Genomic DNA, 14,926 nt, shown 5'->3' on the forward strand with positions numbered 1-14,926 from the left:
ATCCTTCGCTCCGCTCCGCCCAGGAGATCCGCAGCGGCTGGCGGGCCTGGATCTCCTCGGCCGGCTCGGCGAGGGCGGTCAAGGCGTCGTCTACCTCGCCAAGGACCCGTCGGGCACGCACGTGGCCGTCAAGTGGCTGCGCCCCGACCAGGCGGGCGACGCCGTCAGCGTCGAACGGTTCCTGCGCGAGGTGCAGGTGGCCCAGCAGGTGGCGCCGTTCTGCACGGCCGCCGTCCTCGGCACCGGCGTGGAGCAGGACCGCCCCTACATCGTCAGCGAGTACATCGAGGGCCCCTCCCTGCACCGCGTCGTGCAGGAGGAGGGGCCGCGCACCGGGTCGGTGCTGCACCGGCTGGCCATCGGCACGGCCACCGCGCTGGCCGCCATCCACCAGGCCGGCATCGTGCACCGCGACTTCAAGCCGGCCAACGTGATCATCGGCGCCGACGGGCCGCGGGTCATCGACTTCGGCATCGCCCGCGCGCTCGACGCCACCTCGACGATCAGCAGCATGGTCGTGGGCACGCCGTCGTACATGCCGCCCGAGCAGATCATGGGCCACACCGTGGGGCCGGCGGCCGACATGTTCGCCTGGGGCAGCGCCATGGTCTACGCGGCGTCGGGGCGGGCGCCGTTCGGCAGCGACACCATGCCCGCGGTGATCAACCGCGTGCTCAACCAGCAGCCCGACCTCGGCGTGCTGGAGGGCCAGCTGCTCGACGTGGTCACCGACTGCCTCAACAAGGACCCCGCCCAGCGGCCCACCGCCGAGCAGGTGATCATGCGCCTGCTCCAGCATCCGGCGGCCGGCTCGGGCATCCTCGCCCAGGCCGCCGCCGAGGCCGCGCCGCAGACCCCGGCCGGCCCGCCGGCCCCGCACGGCCCTTCGGCCGCCTACCCGCCGCCCGGCCGGCCCTCCGGGCCCCAGCCGGGCGGCCCGGCCTCGGGGCCCCAGCCCAGCGGCCCGATGCCGGGCCCGCACTCGGGTCCGCTGTCCGGCCCGCTGTCCGGCCCGCTGTCCGGCCCGCCCTCCGGTCCGCACCCGGGTGGTCCGGCGTCGGGGCCGGTGCCGTACCCGCAGTCGGGGCCGCAGCCGGTCGGCCACGGGGGCCACGTCCCGCCGCCCGGGTCCCAGCCGTGGCAGCCGCCGCACCAGCCGGCCCCGCCGTACGGCCAGCCGACCTACCCCAGCAGGTACGGCCAGCAGCCCCCGCGCCGCAAGAGCCGCGGCCCGCTGATCGCCGGCATCACCGCAGGCGTGGCGTTACTGCTGCTCGCGGGCGTCATCGTGATCGTCACCCTGGACAAGACGAACAGCGGCGGCGCCAAGGTCGCCTCGTCCGACTCCCCCGCCGCGAGCACCGACCCCCGGGAGAGCACGCCGCCGTCCACGCCCCAGGAGACCGGCGTCCCGCGCGAGGGCCAGCGCAAGACGCTCCCCGGCGGCGCCATCCACCTCTACGAGACCCCCTCCGACGCCGTCCTCCTGACCTCCTACGAGGTCTACGACAAGAAGAAGGAGGACTGGGTCGACTACGCGCGCGACTCGCTGCAGAGCACGACGTTCACCAAGTACGCCGGCAACTGGGAGTCCAGGGTCTCCCCCGACGGCCGCTACCTCGCCACCCGGGGCCGCGACTACAGCTCCGACAACCACGACTTCATCGTCATCACCGACCGCACGACCGGCGACCGCTCGACGATCAAGACCGTCAAGTCCCCGCTGATCAGCAGCATCCGGGCCTGGTCAAAGGACAGCACCAAGATCCTGCTCAACATCGAGCGCAAGACCGGCGCGGACAAGTGGGTCTATCTCGGCTTCGTCCTCGTGGACGTGGCCGCCAAGAAGGCCGACGTGGTCAACGTGAGCGACACCGCCGTCCGCGACACCGCCTTCGGCTTCGACGCCGAGGACAAGGGCGCGATCAACGTCTACGGCGACGAGAAGAACCGCGGCCTGCGCTTCTTCGACGCCCAGGGCAAGGCGACCCGCTCGCTGCCCGGCATCGGCACGCTGTCGGCCGGCACCCAGGACATCTTCTCGCCCTCCGGCAAGACGTTCGTCACCAACTGCCCCAACGGCGGCGACGGCGACCACTGCATCTGGGACACCGCGTCCGGCGAGCGGGTGCGCAAGTTCGGCTCCGACTGCGACAAGGTGCTCGGCTTCTACGACGAGAGCCACCTCTACTGCTGGGAGCAGGACAACAACGACGTCGACGAGATCCAGGTGATCGACTTCACCGGCAAGCTGGTGCGCAAGCTGGTCGACGTGCCCGACGACCTCGACTTCAGCCCGGCGTTCACCGTCAATCCGCAGCACCGCTCCTGAACCGCTCGCCCCCGGGAGCCGTGATAGGGGCATGAGAACGTTGATCCGTACGGTCGCGACCGTCGCCGCGCTGGCGGCAGTGGCGTCCTGCACCTCTTCCGCGGGGAAGTCCGCGGAGGAGTCGCCCGGCCGTCAGAAGCCGTCGTCGCTGGGCGCGATCCGCCTGGTGTCCTACAGCGGCTGCGACGACCTGCTGTCGGGCCTGCGCGAGCACGCGGCCGCGAACGTGTCCCCCTGGGGGCTCGGCGGCGTGATGCCCATGATGATGGAGCGCTCGGACACCGCGGCCACGGCGAAGCAGAGCACGCCCGAGCACTCCACCACGAACGTGCACGAGGCCGGCGTGGACGAGCCCGACCTGGTCAAGACCGACGGCGACCGGGTCGTGACCGTCACGAACGGCACTCTGCGGATCATCGACACCGCCACCCGCAAGGTGACGGGCTCGCTCAAACTGACCGAGGGCGACCAGCACTACTACGCCCCCGCCGACCTGCTGATGGCCGGGGACCGGGCGCTGGTGCTGTTCCGCGGCTACGGCGACATCATGGTCAAGAGCACCCGCATGATGCCGATGGGCGACACCCGGTACGTCCTCGTGGACCTGGCCGGCGGCCGGCCGAAGGTCATCGGCACGGTCAAGCCGTCGGGCACGTACGTCGACGCCCGCATGGTCGGCTCGACCGTCCGCATCGTCACCCGCAGCCAGCCGCAGATCGAGTTCCCGCAGGCCGAGAACGCGACGGAGGCCGAGCAGCTCAAGCGCAACCAGGAGACGGTCCGCCGCGCGCCGCTCGACGCCTGGCTGCCGAAGCTGCAGATCACGGACGCCGCGGGCAAGGTCACCGACGGCAAGGTCCCGTGCGAGCGGATCAGCCACCCGGCCGACTACACCGGGACGTCGCTGCTGACGATCCACACCCTCGACCTGGCGCAGGGCCTCACCGCCGCCGGCACCGACCCGATCGCGCTGGCCGCCGACGGCGACATCGTCTACGGCACCGGCACCAGCCTGTACGTCGCCAGCAACCCGCGCTGGTGGGCGCCGCTGCCCCAGCTGCCCGCCGAGGAGACCCCGGCCACCGGCGAGGCCCCGGCCGTGGAGCCGACGCCCACAGAACCGGTACCCACGCCGACGGCGCCGCCGGAGGAGACCGAGATCCACCGCTTCGACGTCGCCTCGCCCGGCCGGCCCGCGTACGCGGCCTCGGGCAAGGTCGCCGGCCGCCTGCTGAACCAGTACTCGCTGTCGGAGTACGACGGCCACCTGCGCGCCGCCACCACGATCGTCTCCGCCGACGGCCGCGAGAGCTCCAGCACCGTCCACGTGCTCGACGCCCGCACGCTGGCCAAGACCGGCGAGGTCGGCGGCCTCGGCAAGGGCGAACGCATCTACTCGGTGCGCTTCATCGGCCCGGTCGGCTACTGCGTCACCTTCCGCCAGGTGGACCCGCTCTACACGCTGGACCTGCGCGACCCGGCGCGGCCGAGGGTGACAGGGGAGCTCAAGATCACCGGCTATTCGGCGTACCTGCATCCGGGGGCCGAGGGGCGGCTGATCGGGATCGGCCAGGAGGCCAGCGACAAGGGCCGCACGCTGGGCACGCAGATCTCGCTGTTCGACGTCAGCGACCCGGCCGCGCCGCGCCGGCTGTCGCGGTTCTTCCAGAAGGAGTCCGGCTCGGAGGCCGAGTGGGACCCGCACGCGTTCCTGTACTGGCCGAAGACGGGCCTGTCGGTGATCCCCCTGTTCCAGCAGGACGGGTCGGGCGCGCTGGTGCTGCGGATCGACGACTCCGGGGTGACGAAGCTCGGCATGATCAGGCATCCGGCGCAGCGGCAAGAGGGCAGCGACCAGCCATACCAGCCCGGTATCCAACGCTCGATCGTCATCGGGTCCTCGGTCTGGACCCTGTCGCAGGAAGGGCTGCAGGTCAACGACGCGGCGACGCTCGACTCACAAGCGTGGATTTCGCTCCGTTAAGCAAGCAAAAGATGCCGGTTAGTAGCTAACCGGCGTCTTTTGTATGGACTTACCCGACAAGTCGTGAAACTTTTGCTGACAGCAACCTGTCCGATCTTCACCGAGAAAGGGCTCACGCTGCCATGCGATCACTCACCCCCCTGCTCGCATTGCTCGTCGGCGCGCTGGCGTTACCCCTGACGCCGGTCAGCGCGTCGGCCGGCGCGGCCGCCGACGAGGGCACGTACATCGTCCAGCTCAGGCCGATCACCCGGGAGGCCCCGCAGAGCCTCGCCGCCGCCCAGACCGCCCAGTACGGCGGCCATCTCGTCGGCGTGTACGAGCACGCCTTCAAGGGCTACACCGCCCAGCTCACCGCCGAGGCGGCCGAACGGCTCAAGAAGAACCCCAACGTGCTGAGCGTCGAGCCCGACGCCGAGGTCCACACCTTCGCCCAGACCGTGCCCACCGGCATCCGGCGGATCTTCGGCCCGAGCAACCCCAACCTCGACATCGACGGCGTGGACGACGTCCGCATCAACACCGACGTCGCGGTCGTCGACACCGGCGTGGACTACACCCACCCCGACCTCAACGTGGTGGCCCGTACCAACTGCCAGACCGGCGTCTGCGTCAACAACTCCGGCACCGACGACAACGGCCACGGCTCCCACGTGGCCGGCACCATCGGCGCCATCGACAACAACATCGGCGTGGTCGGCGTCGCCCCCGGCGCCCGCATCCACGCCGTGAAGGTGCTCAACTCCGCCGGCTCCGGCACCCTGTCCGCCATCGCCGCCGGTCTCGACTGGGTGGTGGCCCGCGCCGCCACCATCGAGGTCATCAACCTGAGCCTCGGCTGCAGCGGCTGTTCGAGCAGCGCGATCAGCAGCGCGATCACGAACGCCACCAACGCCGGCGTCGTGGTCGTCGTGGCGGCCGGCAACAGCCACGCCAACACCTCCAGCTTCTTCCCGGCCAACCACGCCGACGTGGTCACCGTCTCGGCGCTGACCGACAACGACGGCCTGGCCGGCGGCGCCGGCGGCAGCACGCTGTCGTGCCGCAGCGAGACCGACCAGGACGACACCTCGGCGTTCTACTCGAACTACGGCTCCACCGTCGAGATCACCGCGCCCGGCACCTGCATCTACTCGACCTGGCGCAACGGCGGCTACAACACGATCAGCGGCACCTCGATGGCCAGCCCGCACGTGGCCGGCGCGGCCGGCGTCCTCACGGCGGGCACCCGCAAGCCCACCACCCGGGCCGGCGCCCTCGCCGTGCGCAGCACGCTGATCTCGACCGGCAACTTCAACTGGACCGACGACTCGGGCGACGGCGTCAAGGAGCCGCTGCTCGACGTGCACGACGCCACGAAGTACTGATGCTCTCTCAGCGGGCGGCCCCCGGGGCCGCCCGCTCCTCCGCCTCGGCCAGCTCCCGGGCGATGTCGAGGTGCCCGGCGTGCCGCATGTACTCCTCCAGCACGTGGAACATGATCCACCCCAGCGTCGGCGGCTCCTCCTCGCGGAAGCGGCCGATCCGCGAGGCCCGGTCCGACAGCCGCCCCGCGGCGACCACCTGGCGTGAACGCTCGCACTGCGCCAGGTAGAACGCCCTGACCTCGGCGAAGGACTCGTCGGTCGCGAGGTCGCCGGCCTCGTCGCGGTCGTCGTCGGGATCGTCAACCGGCTCGCCCGCGTGGTCCCACACGAACCAGCGCCGCTCCATGGACGCCAGGTGCTTGAGCATCGCCACCGGCGTCCAGCCGGACGGCACCCGGCTCACCCCGGGGTCGGGGAAGCCCTCCAGCAGCCGCAGGACCTCGGCGCGGTAGTGGTCGAGGTAGCCCTCCAACAGCTCACGGGGGTCGGAGAGCCGCCGTGACGGCTCGCCGCCGCTCATGCCCGCTCCGGGACGACGACGGGGACGATCTCCGGCGCGCCCAGCCGGATCGCGTCCGCCTCCTGGTCGGAGTCCTGCTCCTGGGAGCGGCGTTCGGCCTCGACGCGCTTGGTGAAGTACTCGACCTCCCGCTTGACCTGCTCGTCGGTCCAGCCGAGCGGGCCGGCCAGCAGTTCGGCGGCCTCCTGCGCGACCGCCGCACCGCGGTGGAAGGTCTCGATCGAGATGCGGGTGCGCCGGGTCAGCACGTCGTTGAGATGCCGGGCGCCCTCGTGGGTGGCGGCGTACACGATCTCGGCCCGCAGGTAGTCGTCGGCCTTGGTGAGCGGCCTGCCCAGCGATGGGTCCCGCTCGATCAGCTCCAGCACCTCGTCGATGAGCGAGCCGTAGCGCTGGAGCAGGTGCTCGATCCGCGCCACGTGCAGGCCGGAGGAGTGGGCGAGGCGGTGCCGGGAGTTCCACAGCGCCTGGTAGCCCTCGGCGCCCACCAGCGGGACGCGGTCGGTGCACGACGGCGGCACCCGCTGGTCCAGGCCGTGCGCGACGGCGTCCACGGCGTCCTGGGCCATCACCCGGTAGGTGGTGTACTTGCCGCCGGCGATCATCACCAGCCCCGGCACCGGATGCGCGACGACGTGCTCGCGCGACAGCTTGGACGTCTCGTCCGACTCGCCCCACAGCAGCGGGCGCAGCCCGGCGTAGACGCCCTCCACGTCGTCGCGGGTCAGCGGCGTCGACAGCACCGCGTTGACGTGGTCGAGCAGGTAGTCGATGTCGGCGCGGGAGGCGGCCGGGTGCGACTTGTCGAGCGTCCAGCTGGTGTCGGTGGTGCCGACGATCCAGTGGCGGCCCCACGGGATGACGAACAGCACCGACTTCTCGGTCCGCAGGATGATCCCGGTCAGCGAGTGGATGCGGTCGCGCGGCACGACCAGGTGGATGCCCTTGGACGCCCGGACGTGGATCTGGCCGCGCCCGCCGACCAGCTCCTGGATGTCGTCGGTCCACACGCCGGTCGCGTTGACCACCTGCTGGGCCCGGATCTCCTGCTCGGCGCCGGACTCAAGGTCGCGGACGCGCACGCCGGTGACCCGCTCGCCCTCGCGCAGGAAGCCGACGACCTGGGTGCGCGGGGCGACGTGGGCGCCGTACGCGGCCGCCGTGCGCAGCGTCATCATCACGAAGCGGGCGTCGTCCACCTGGGCGTCCCAGTACTGGACCGCGCCGGTGAAGGCGGACTTCTTCAGCGCCGGGGCCAGCCGGAGCGCGCGCGAGCGCGACAGGTGCCGGTGGCCGGGCACGCCCCGGGTCAGGCCCGAGGCGAAGCCGAGCGTGTCGTACAGGGCCACCCCCGCCCCCACGTACGGCCGCTCCCACAGGTGGTGCGTCAGGGGGAACAGGAACGGCACCGGCCTGACCAGGTGCGGCGCGATGCGCTGGAGCAGCAGCGAGCGCTCCTGCAACGCCTCGCGCACCAGCTCGAAGTTGAGCTGTTCGAGATAGCGCAGCCCGCCGTGGATGAGCTTGGAGGAACGGGACGAGGTGCCGGAGGCGAAGTCCCGCGCCTCCACCAGGCCCGTGTCCAGGCCGCGGGTCACCGCGTCGAGTGCGACTCCCGCCCCCACCACTCCGCCACCGACCACGACCACGTCGAGCTCCCGCTCGGCCATCCGCTCCAGCGCCGCGGCGCGCTCGGCTGGACCGAGCCTGGCCGCACCTATCCCCGAGGCCATAACACTCCCTGATAGCGTCCTGAGCCCCTACATACCCACAGATAAGCCTCAGGCGCGTACGACCTTCACCCCGGCGTCGCTGAGCGCGCCCGCCAGCTCGTCGGAGAGCCGGTCGTCGGTGACCAGCGTGTCGATCCTGGTGATGGGGCAGATGCGGGAGAACGCCCGCTTTCCGATCTTGGAGGAGTCGGCCACCACGACGACCTGCGCGGCCCGGCTGATCAGCAGGTTGTTGACGCTGGCCTCGCCCTCGTGGTGCGCGGAGGCGCCCAGCTCGACGTCCAGGCCGTCCACGCCGAGGAAGGCGATGTCCAGGGTCACCTGCTCCAGGACGCCGGAGGCGAGCGGGCCGATCAGCTCGTACGACTGCGGCCTGGCCACCCCGCCGGTCACCACGATCTTGACGTGCTGGCGTACGGTCAGCTCGGCGGCGATGTTGAGCGCGTTGGTGACGACGGTGAAACCGCTCTCCAGCGCGGGCCGGATCGCCAGGGTGCGGGCCAGCTCGGAGGTCGTGGTGCCGCCGTTGAGCCCGACCACCGCGCCGGGCGGGACCAGCTCGGCGGCGGCGGTGGCGATGCGGTTCTTCTCGTCGGCGTGCCGGGCGGTCTTGTAGCGCAGCGGGAGGTCGTAGCTGACGCTCTGGGCGACCGCGCCGCCGCGCGTGCGCATGAGCATCTGCTGCTGCGCGAGCTGGTCGAAGTCCCGCCGGATGGTCGCGGTGGACACCTCGAGCGCCTGGGCCGCCTCCTCCACCGTCAGCCGCCCCTCCTGGGCGAGCAGTTCGAGGATGGCGTTCCAGCGGTCGTAGCGGGACACGGGGGCCTCCTAGCGGATGTGGTCCGCAGCAAGCGTGGCACACCGGGAGGGGTGGAGCCACTACTGCCCAAATGTGCACTTTCCTGCTATAAAAGGTGCAGAAACAATCAATCCTGGGGAGGCCGGGTGACCACCCACACCGAAGCCGAGATCGCGTCACAGCCGGAGTGCTGGCGGCGCGCCGTCGCGAACGTCCCCGCGGACGCGCTGCCGCGTGAGGGCGAGCGGGTCGCCGTGGTCGGCTGCGGCACCTCGTGGTTCATCGCGATGGCCTACGCCACGCTCCGCGAGCAGGCCGGGCAGGGCGAGACCGACGCCTTCGCGGCCTCCGAGTTCCCCGTGGGCCGCGCCTACGACCGGGTGCTCGCGCTGACCCGCTCCGGCACCACGACCGAGGTGCTCGACCTGCTGGGCCGCATCAGCACGCGGACCACGGCCATCACCGCCGACCCCAAGACGCCGATCATGGAGGCGGCCGGCGACGTCGTCGTGCTCGACTACGCCGACGAGCGGTCGGTCGTGCAGACCAGGTTCGCCACCACGCAGCTCGCGCTGCTGCGCGCGAGCCTCGGCGAGGACCTGACCCGGGCCGTCGCCGACGCCGAGGAGGCCGTGGCCGCTCCCCTGCCCGCCGAGCTGGTGGAGGCCGAGCAGTTCAGCTTCCTCGGCGCGGGCTGGACCGTCGGGCTGGCGCAGGAGGCGGCGCTCAAGATGCGCGAGGCGTCCCGGTCGTGGACGGAGGCGTACCCGGCGATGGAATACCGGCACGGCCCGATCAGCATCGGCGCGCCCGGCCGCGTCACCTGGATGCTCGGCGAGGCCCCCGAGGGCCTGCGCGCGCAGGTCGAACGGACCGGCGCGACGTTCGTCGAGAGCGGACTCGACCCGATGGCCGAGCTGATCCGCGCCCAGCGCGTGGCGGTCGCGCGGGCCTTCGCCGCCGGGCTCAACCCCGACGAGCCCATGCACCTCACGCGATCTGTGATCCTTTCTCCATGAGCCTTACTCTCGCCGACGCCCGGATCGTGACCACTGAAGGTGTGCACGAGGGGTGGCTGACCATCGAAGACGGCCGGATCACGCACGTCGGCCAGGGCAGCGCTCCCGGCCCCGGCCTCGCCCTGGGCGGCCGGCACGTCGTGCCCGGCTTCGTGGACGTGCACAACCACGGGGGCGCCGGCGGCTCTTTCCCCACCGGCGACCTCGACCAGGCGCGCACCGCCGTGGCGCTGCACCGGCGCCACGGCACCACCACCACGATGGCGAGCCTGGTCAGCGACGCCCCCGAAGGGCTGGCGCGGGCCGCGGCGGCGCTGGCCGAGCTGTGCGAGGAAGGGCTGCTGGCCGGCATCCACTTCGAGGGCCCCTACATCGCGCGCGGCCGCTGCGGCGCGCACGACCCGGCGCTGCTGCGCGAGCCGTCGCCGCAGGAGTTCGCCGAGCTGGTCAAGGCCGGGCGCGGGCATGTGCGCATGCTCACCATCGCGCCCGAGCTGCCGGGGGCGCTCGACACGATCCGGCTGGCCGTGGCCGAGGGCGTGATCGCCGCGATCGGCCACACCGAGGCCGACTACGACCTGACCATCGCCGGCATCGAGGCGGGCGCGAGCCTCGCCACCCATCTCTACAACGCGATGCCGCAGCTCGGGCACCGCGCGCCCGGCCCCATCGCGGCCCTGCTCGACGACGAGCGGGTGACGGTCGAGCTGATCAACGACGGCGTGCACGTGCATCCGGCCATGCTGCGGCTGGCGTACGAGGTGGCCGGGCCCGGCCGCACGGTGCTCGTCACCGACGCCATGTCGGCCGCCGGGCTCGGCGACGGCGACTACCGGCTCGGCTCGATGCGCGTACGCGTCGACGACGGCGTGGCGAGGCTCGCCGAGGGCGGCTCCATCGCGGGCTCCACCCTCACCATGGACGTCGCCTTCCGCCGGGCCGTGCGCGAGCTCGGCCTGTCGCTGCCCGACGCCGTCCAGGTGACCTCGCTGACGCCCGCGCGGGTGCTCGGCCTGGCGGGGAGCATCGGCTCGATCGCCGTCGGCAAGGCCGCCGACCTGGTCGTGCTCTCCCCCGACCTGGAGGTGGACGCGGTCATGAAGGACGGCGTCTGGACGACGGAGCCCTGATGATCCTCACGGTGACGCTCAACATGGCGCTCGACGTGACCTACCAGGTGCCCGCCGTCGAATGGGACGGCGTCAACCGGGTCGGAGAGGTGCACAGGCGCGCGGGCGGCAAGGGCGTCAACGTGGCCAGGGTGCTGGCCGCGCTCGGCCGGGAGGTGCTGGTCACCGGCCTGGCCGGCGGGCCGACCGGGCAGGCGATCGAGGACGACCTGCGGGCGGCGGAGCTGCCGGGCGCGGTCTTCGCCGTCGCGGGCGACTCCCGCACCACGCTCGCGGTCTCCGAGACCGGCGAGCGGCCGGCGACGACGCTGTTCAACGAGCCGGGCCCCGAGGTCACGGGCGAGGAGCTGGCGGCCTTCACCCGGCACTACGCGGCGCTGGCCGCCGACGCCGAGGTGGTGGTGCTCTCGGGCAGCCTGCCGCGCGGCGTCCCCGCGGACTTCTACGCCACGCTCAGCGGCCTCACCGCCGCGCCGGTCATCGTGGACGCCGACGGCGACCCGCTGCGCCACGCGCCCGAGGGCCGGCCCGCGATCGTCAAGCCCAACGCCGAGGAGCTGGCGAGGGCCGTGCCCGGCGCCCCCGAGGAGGGCGCGCGGGCGCTCCGCGAGCGGGGCGCGGAGTCCGTCGTGGTGTCCCTGGGCGCGGGCGGGCTGCTCGCCGTCACCGGCGAGGGAACGTTCCGGGCCCGGATGCCCTACACCGTGCGCGGCAACCCCACCGGCGCGGGCGACTCCCTGGTCGCCGGGCTGGCACTGGGCCTGGCCGAGGCGACCCCGTGGCCGGACCGGCTGCGGCGGGCGGCGGCGCTCGGCGCGGCCGCGGTGGCCGCCCCCGTGGCCGGCGACTTCGACCGCGACGTCTACGCCGCGATCCTTCCCCAGATCGTCATCACGTAAGGAGCGACCATGCCCCTCTCCGCCATCGGCGACATCGTCCGTCAGTCCCCCGCGGGGGTGGGTGCCTTCAACGTGATCCAGCTTGAGCACGCCACCGCCATCGTCGCCGGGGCCGAGTCCCTGGGCCTGCCGGTCGTGCTGCAGATCAGCGAGAACTGCGTCCGCTACCACGGGGCGCTGGAGCCGATCGCGCTGGGCGCGCTCGCGGTGGCCCGGCGCGCCGCCGTGCCGGTCGCCGTCCACCTCGACCACGCCACCGACCGCGCGCTCGTGGAGGAGGCGGTGGAGCTGGGCCTCGGCTCGGTCATGTACGACGCCTCCGCCCTGCCCGACGAGGACAACGTCCGCACCACGGCCGAGGTGGCGGCCTGGTGCCACGAACGCGGCGTGTGGGTCGAGGCCGAGCTGGGCGAGGTCGGCGGCAAGGACGGCGTGCACGCTCCCGGCGCGCGCACCAAGCCGCACGAGGCCGTCGACTACGTCGCCAAGACCGGCGTGGACGCGCTCGCCGTGGCCGTCGGCACCTCCCACGCCATGACCACGAAGTCCGCCGAGCTGGACCTCGGCCTCATCGCCGAGCTGCGCGCCGCGGTGCCGGTGCCGCTGGTGCTGCACGGCTCGTCGGGCGTGCCGGACGACACCCTGCGGGCCGCCGTACGGCACGGCATGAAGAAGATCAATATCGCCACGCACCTGAACAAGGCGTTCACCGGCGCGATCCGCGACTACCTCGGCCACGACGAGCGGGTGGTCGATCCGCGCAAATACGTCAAGGCAGGCCGCGACGCGGTGACCCGCGAGGTCAGCCACCTGCTGGGCGTACTGGCGGGCTGAGCCTCAGGCGCGCCTCGCCGAGCTTGCGGCGCGGCCGTCGGCGCGCCTCAACCGTCCAGGCGGGCCAGCACCCGTTCCGCCTGGCGCCGGAAGGTGCCGGGCGGGTTGCGCGGCTTGTCCGGGTCGTCCTGCGCGAGCAGGAAGAGCCAGACCAGCGCCTGCGCCCTGCGGCACTCGCGCAGCCGCCGCTCCTCCTCCGCGCTCAGTCCGAACCTGGCGACGAGATCCACCCCGACGTCCGTGGGGCCGTCCACCCACATGGACACGTGCTCGGCCAGCTCCGCCAGCTCGTACGCCAGATCGCTCCGCCCCGAGTCCTCGAAGTCGACGACCCGCACCCGGCCGCCGTCCCACAGGAAGTTGGCCAGGTTGCCGTCACCGCCCCCGAACACCGGCCGCACCCCGCTCCCGTCCGGCCGCCACCCGTCCAGCCAGCGCAGCCCTTCGCGCACGGCCCGGTCGGCGAGCGGGTCGCGGGCGCGCCACCGCGCTCCCTGCCCGCGCAGCCAGTCGCGGACCGCCTCGCGCTGCCACGGCCGCACGGGCACGTCAAGCAGCACCGGCAGGGGAACGGCGGCGTGCAGCATGGCCAGCGCCCCCGCCAGGGCCGTCAGGTGCTCGTCGGTCACGGGCAGCCCGCGCAGCGGCTCCCCGTCGAGGCGGCTCATCCGCACCACGCCCGCCTCGAACGCGATCGGCTCAGGCGCGAGCCCCGGCGCGTGCTCGGCCAGCAGGGTGAGCGCCCGCCACTCCCGCTCGGCCGAGCCCGGACCGCCGGCGCGGTAGCGTTTGGTCACGACGTCGCCGTCGAACGCCACCTCGTGGGTGTGCTGAAGATCGGCCATCCCGCGCATGCTACGGCAGGCGGCTCAGCCCCGCAGCGCCCGCGCCAGCAGCTCGGCGAACTCCTCGGGCGCCTCGGTGTAGCCGCCGTGCCCGCCGGGGAACTCGGTCAGCTCGCGCCCGAGCCGCCGGGCCAGCTCCGCCGCCGGCCGGTACGGCAGATGCCCCCGCGTCTCCCGCCCCGCCGCCAGGACCAGCCGGTCGGCGACGGCCGCCAGCGCCTCCAGGTCGGGCTCGTACGCCGTGAACTGCCGCAGCTCGTGCTCCATGAACCGCGGCATGTTCGCCACCGTCCTCACCACCCGCTCGGCGGCCCGGGGCGACAGCGTCGCCGGGTCCGGCAGCGGCCTGAGCGTGCCGCCGATGCCCTCGCTCATGTACGCCCCCGCCGCGGCCAGCCCCTCGGCCCGGTAGATCTCGTACACCTTGCCGAAGAACCCCAGCTGCTCGGCGGCGTCCGGCAGCACCGCCACGCACGGCGGCTCGTGGACCACGGCCCGCCGCACCCGTCCGGGATGGCGGGCGAGCAGGTCGAGCACGACGATCGCGCCGTCGCTGCCGCCGAAGACGTACGCGCTGCCGCCGCCCAGGTGGTCGATGAGCCGGGCGCAGTCCTCGCTCTGCGTCTCCACCCGCTGGTCCACGGGCTCGAGGCTGTCGAGCCGGCTGCGGGAGTAGCCGCGCGGGTCGGCGGCGACCACGGTGAAGTCGCGGGCGAGCACGTCGGCGATGCCGTCGAAGGTGCCCGCGTCGCCGCCCCCGCCCGGCACCAGCAGCAGCATCGGGCCCGCGCCGCGTACCTCGTGGAACAGCTCGGCGCCGGGGACGCGCAGCGTGCCGGTCTTCATCGTTCCTCCTCGTTCGCCCTGGGCCAGTGCGTCAGCGTCACGTGCAGGGCCTCGATGGCCCGGTCCCAGGACGCGTCCACGTCCCGGGAGTGCTGGAAGCCGCCCACGGCCTCCAGGCTGGTGTAGCCGTGGAAGGTGCTGCGCAGCAGCCGCACCGCGTCGGTGAGGTCGGGCTCGGCCAGGTCGTAGGCGCGCAGCATCCCGTACGTCAGCTCGCCGGTGCGCAGGAACGGCCCCAGGTCGGCGACCTGCGCGAGGTCCACCTTGCTCTGCGTGGCGGCGTAGCGGCCGGGGTGGCGCAGGGCGTACGAGCGGTAGGCGCCCGCGAACGCGGCCAGCGCGTCCTTGCCCGACCGCCCGGCCACGGCCGCCGCGATGAGGTCCACCATCTCGCCGGCGGCGAGCACCGCCACCCTGGTGCGCAGGTCGCGCAGGTTCTTGACGTGCGAGTAGAGGCTCGCGTCCTTGACGCCGAAGTGCCGGGCCAGCGCCGACACCGTGACGTTGTCGAAGCCGACCTCGTCGGCCAGGTCGGCCGCCGCCCGCGTGATGCGCTCGGCCGTCAGCCCCGCTCGCGCCACCCGTCCTCCTAGTGCCTCTAGCTTCTTACCTAGGAGC

The 14,926-nt window shown here is 72.9% G+C and carries 13 protein-coding genes; 7 read left to right on the forward strand and 6 right to left on the reverse strand.

All coding sequences use genetic code 11. The annotated features are described in order from the left end of the window. The 3 genes from AC27IY_RS13035 to AC27IY_RS13045 all read left to right on the forward strand — a co-directional run. On the forward strand, positions 1 to 2,332 hold a 2,332-nt coding region (locus AC27IY_RS13035; protein ID WP_487178127.1), incomplete at its 5' end, for a protein kinase domain-containing protein. Positions 2,333 to 2,363: 31 nt separating this feature from the next. Further along, positions 2,364 to 4,316: a beta-propeller domain-containing protein gene (locus tag AC27IY_RS13040; protein WP_487178128.1), complete on the forward strand. Its 1,953-nt coding sequence runs from the start codon at positions 2,364 to 2,366 to the stop codon at positions 4,314 to 4,316. Positions 4,317 to 4,438: 122 nt separating this feature from the next. After that, positions 4,439 to 5,683, forward strand: coding sequence for a S8 family serine peptidase (locus AC27IY_RS13045; protein ID WP_449955938.1), 1,245 nt, complete (start codon positions 4,439 to 4,441; stop codon positions 5,681 to 5,683). 7 nt (positions 5,684 to 5,690) lie between these two features. Here AC27IY_RS13045 and AC27IY_RS13050 read toward each other — a convergent pair whose 3' ends face one another. From AC27IY_RS13050 to AC27IY_RS13060, 3 genes are read right to left on the reverse strand one after another with little or no spacing between them, the layout of a single operon-like run. Next, positions 5,691 to 6,203: a mycothiol transferase gene (locus AC27IY_RS13050; protein ID WP_487178129.1), complete on the reverse strand. Its 513-nt coding sequence runs from the start codon at positions 6,201 to 6,203 to the stop codon at positions 5,691 to 5,693. After that, positions 6,200 to 7,936, reverse strand: a complete 1,737-nt coding sequence (locus AC27IY_RS13055) for a glycerol-3-phosphate dehydrogenase/oxidase (RefSeq protein WP_423443099.1) — start codon at positions 7,934 to 7,936, stop codon at positions 6,200 to 6,202. Before AC27IY_RS13055 ends, AC27IY_RS13050 begins: the two co-directional genes overlap by 4 nt. 48 nt (positions 7,937 to 7,984) lie before the next feature. Next, entirely contained in the window at positions 7,985 to 8,755 is a 771-nt protein-coding gene (locus AC27IY_RS13060) for a DeoR/GlpR family DNA-binding transcription regulator (RefSeq protein ID WP_344216758.1), read from the reverse strand. A gap of 126 nt (positions 8,756 to 8,881) precedes the next feature. Between AC27IY_RS13060 and AC27IY_RS13065 the strand changes: the two genes are divergently transcribed. Genes AC27IY_RS13065 through AC27IY_RS13080 form a run of 4 tightly spaced genes read left to right on the forward strand, consistent with a single transcriptional unit; the run spans position 8,882 to position 12,617 of the window. Beyond that, positions 8,882 to 9,754, forward strand: coding sequence for an SIS domain-containing protein (locus AC27IY_RS13065; protein WP_364461405.1), 873 nt, complete (start codon positions 8,882 to 8,884; stop codon positions 9,752 to 9,754). Continuing rightward, positions 9,751 to 10,884 (forward strand): N-acetylglucosamine-6-phosphate deacetylase, encoded by a 1,134-nt coding sequence (gene nagA / locus AC27IY_RS13070; RefSeq protein ID WP_423443096.1) that lies wholly within the window; start codon positions 9,751 to 9,753, stop codon positions 10,882 to 10,884. Before AC27IY_RS13065 ends, nagA begins: the two co-directional genes overlap by 4 nt. Beyond that, entirely contained in the window at positions 10,884 to 11,783 is a 900-nt protein-coding gene (locus tag AC27IY_RS13075; RefSeq protein ID WP_423473929.1) for a 1-phosphofructokinase family hexose kinase, read from the forward strand. Before nagA ends, AC27IY_RS13075 begins: the two co-directional genes overlap by 1 nt. A gap of 9 nt (positions 11,784 to 11,792) precedes the next feature. Next, positions 11,793 to 12,617, forward strand: a complete 825-nt coding sequence (locus AC27IY_RS13080; RefSeq protein ID WP_364461398.1) for a class II fructose-bisphosphate aldolase — start codon at positions 11,793 to 11,795, stop codon at positions 12,615 to 12,617. A 47-nt stretch (positions 12,618 to 12,664) separates the two neighbouring features. Here the strand turns inward: AC27IY_RS13080 and AC27IY_RS13085 are convergent, their stop codons facing one another. The 3 genes from AC27IY_RS13085 to AC27IY_RS13095 are packed head-to-tail and all read right to left on the reverse strand — an operon-like array spanning position 12,665 to position 14,889. Then, positions 12,665 to 13,462: a phosphotransferase family protein gene (locus tag AC27IY_RS13085; RefSeq protein ID WP_487178130.1), complete on the reverse strand. Its 798-nt coding sequence runs from the start codon at positions 13,460 to 13,462 to the stop codon at positions 12,665 to 12,667. A gap of 24 nt (positions 13,463 to 13,486) precedes the next feature. Then, positions 13,487 to 14,308 carry an alpha/beta fold hydrolase gene (locus AC27IY_RS13090; protein WP_487178131.1) on the reverse strand — a complete coding sequence of 274 codons (822 nt, stop codon included), beginning with the start codon at positions 14,306 to 14,308 and terminating at the stop codon, positions 13,487 to 13,489. Continuing rightward, positions 14,305 to 14,889, reverse strand: coding sequence for a TetR/AcrR family transcriptional regulator (locus AC27IY_RS13095; RefSeq protein ID WP_449955914.1), 585 nt, complete (start codon positions 14,887 to 14,889; stop codon positions 14,305 to 14,307). Before AC27IY_RS13095 ends, AC27IY_RS13090 begins: the two co-directional genes overlap by 4 nt. Positions 14,890 to 14,926: the final 37 nt, after the last annotated feature.

It is taken from the genome of Nonomuraea sp. B208, from assembly GCF_057536035.1.